General features: G+C 51.1%; 1 rRNA gene (running past one end of the window). It reads left to right on the forward strand.

The features are described from left to right. Window positions 1–130: 130 nt before the first annotated feature. Window positions 131–2,500 (forward strand): 23S ribosomal RNA (locus D0B88_RS07325) (it continues 518 nt past the right edge of the window).

Here is a 2,500-nt window from a genome sequence, read left to right on the forward strand (position 1 = left end):
ATAAATTGCTGATTTATGGATGTCTTGTGTATCTCTACACAAAAGTCCGGCGAATCATACTCATGCGATGCGCTTATTATCGTGAGCGTATCAATGTTGTAAATCGTTAAAGCAGTCGCTTGTGTTATATGGTCAAGCGACTAAGCGCACACGGTGGATGCCTAGGCAGTTGGAGGCGATGAAAGACGTAGGAGCCTGCGATAAGCTCAGGGGAGCTGGCAAACAAGCTGTGATCCTGAGATCTCTGAATGGGGGAACCCACTTACTTTTAGTAAGTATCCTGCAGTGAATACATAGCTGCTGGAAGCGAACCCGGGGAACTGAAACATCTAAGTACCCGGAGGAAAAGAAATCAACCGAGATTCCCTTAGTAGCGGCGAGCGAAAGGGGACCAGCCCTTAAGTGGCTTTGGTGTTAGTGGAACGCTCTGGAAAGTGCGGCGATACAGGGTGATAGCCCCGTACACGAAAATGCCTTAGTCATGAAAACGAGTAGGACGGGACACGTGATATCCTGTTTGAATATGGGGGGACCATCCTCCAAGGCTAAATACTCCCAACTGACCGATAGTGAACCAGTACCGTGAGGGAAAGGCGAAAAGAACCCCTGTGAGGGGAGTGAAATAGATCCTGAAACCGTGTGCGTACAAGCAGTAGGAGCACCTTCGTGGTGTGACTGCGTACCTTTTGTATAATGGGTCAGCGACTTATTGTCAGTGGCAAGGTTAACCGTATAGGGGAGCCGTAGCGAAAGCGAGTCTTAATAGGGCGTCTAGTCGCTGGCAATAGACCCGAAACCCGGCGATCTATCCATGTGCAGGTTGAAGGTTGGGTAACACTAACTGGAGGACCGAACCCACAAATGTTGAAAAATTTGGGGATGACGTGTGGATAGGGGTGAAAGGCTAATCAAGCCGGGAGATATCTGGTTCTCCCCGAAAGCTATTTAGGTAGCGCGTCATGTCTCACCCAGGGGGGTAGAGCACTGTTTGGGCTAGGGGGTCATCCCGACTTACCAAACCCATGCAAACTACGAATACCCTGGAGTGCAATCATGGCAGACAGACAGCGGGTGCTAACGTCCGTTGTCAAGAGGGCAACAACCCAGACCGCCAGCTAAGGTCCCCAATGTTAGTTAAGTGGGAAACGATGTGGGAAGGCTTAGACAGCTAGGAGGTTGGCTTAGAAGCAGCCACCCTTTAAAGAAAGCGTAATAGCTCACTAGTCGAGTCGGCCTGCGCGGAAGATGTAACGGGGCTAAAACTAGCAACCGAAGCTGCGGCTGCATACTTTGTATGTGGGGTAGGGGAGCGTTCTGTAAGCCGTCGAAGGTGTGTTGAGAAGCATGCTGGAGGTATCAGAAGTGCGAATGCTGACATGAGTAACGATAAGGGGAGTGAAAAACTCCCCCGCCGGAAGATCAAGGGTTCCTGTCCAACGCTAATCGGGACAGGGTTAGTCGGCCCCTAAGGCGAGGCGGAAACGCGTAGTCGATGGGAAACAGGTTAATATTCCTGTACCTCTTTTTACTGCGATGGGGGGACGGAGAAGGCTAGAGCAGCACGGCGTTGGTTGTCCGTGTTTAAGGTCGTAGGCTGGTGTCTTAGGTAAATCCGGGATGCTAAGGCTGAGAACTGATGACGAGTGTTCCTCGGAACATGAAGTGCTTGATGCCATGCTTCCAAGAAAAGCCTCTAAGCTTCAGGTAAAAAGAGACCGTACTCCAAACCGACACAGGTGATCAGGTAGAGAATACCAAGGCGCTTGAGAGAACTCGGGTGAAGGAACTAGGCAAAATGGCACCGTAACTTCGGGAGAAGGTGCACTGCTGATGGTGAAGGGCTTGCCCCGTAAGCTATTGGCAGTCGAAGATACCAGGCCCCTGCAACTGTTTATTAAAAACACAGCACTCTGCAAACACGTAAGTGGACGTATAGGGTGTGACGCCTGCCCGGTGCCGGAAGGTTAATTGATGGGGTTAGCGCAAGCGAAGCTCTTGATCGAAGCCCCGGTAAACGGCGGCCGTAACTATAACGGTCCTAAGGTAGCGAAATTCCTTGTCGGGTAAGTTCCGACCTGCACGAATGGCGTAATGATGGGGGCGCTGTCTCCACCCGAGACTCAGTGAAATTGAAATCGCGGTTAAGATGCCGTGTTCCCGCGGCTAGACGGAAAGACCCCGTGAACCTTTACTATAGCTTTGCACTGAACTTTGAACCTATCTGTGTAGGATAGGTGGGAGGCTTTGAAGTCGAGACGCTAGTTTCGATGGAGCCGTCCTTGAAATACCACCCTGGTATGTTTGAGGTTCTAACGTCGGCCCCTTATCGGGGTTACGGACAGTGTATGGTGGGTAGTTTGACTGGGGCGGTCTCCTCCCAAAGAGTAACGGAGGAGCACGAAGGTGTGCTAATCATGGTCGGAAATCATGAGGTTAGTGTAAAGGCAAAAGCACGCTTGACTGCGAGACAGACATGTCGAGCAGGTACGAAAGTAGGTCT

The organism is Cellvibrio sp. KY-YJ-3, from assembly GCF_008806955.1.
Classification (GTDB): Bacteria; Pseudomonadota; Gammaproteobacteria; order Pseudomonadales; family Cellvibrionaceae; genus Cellvibrio.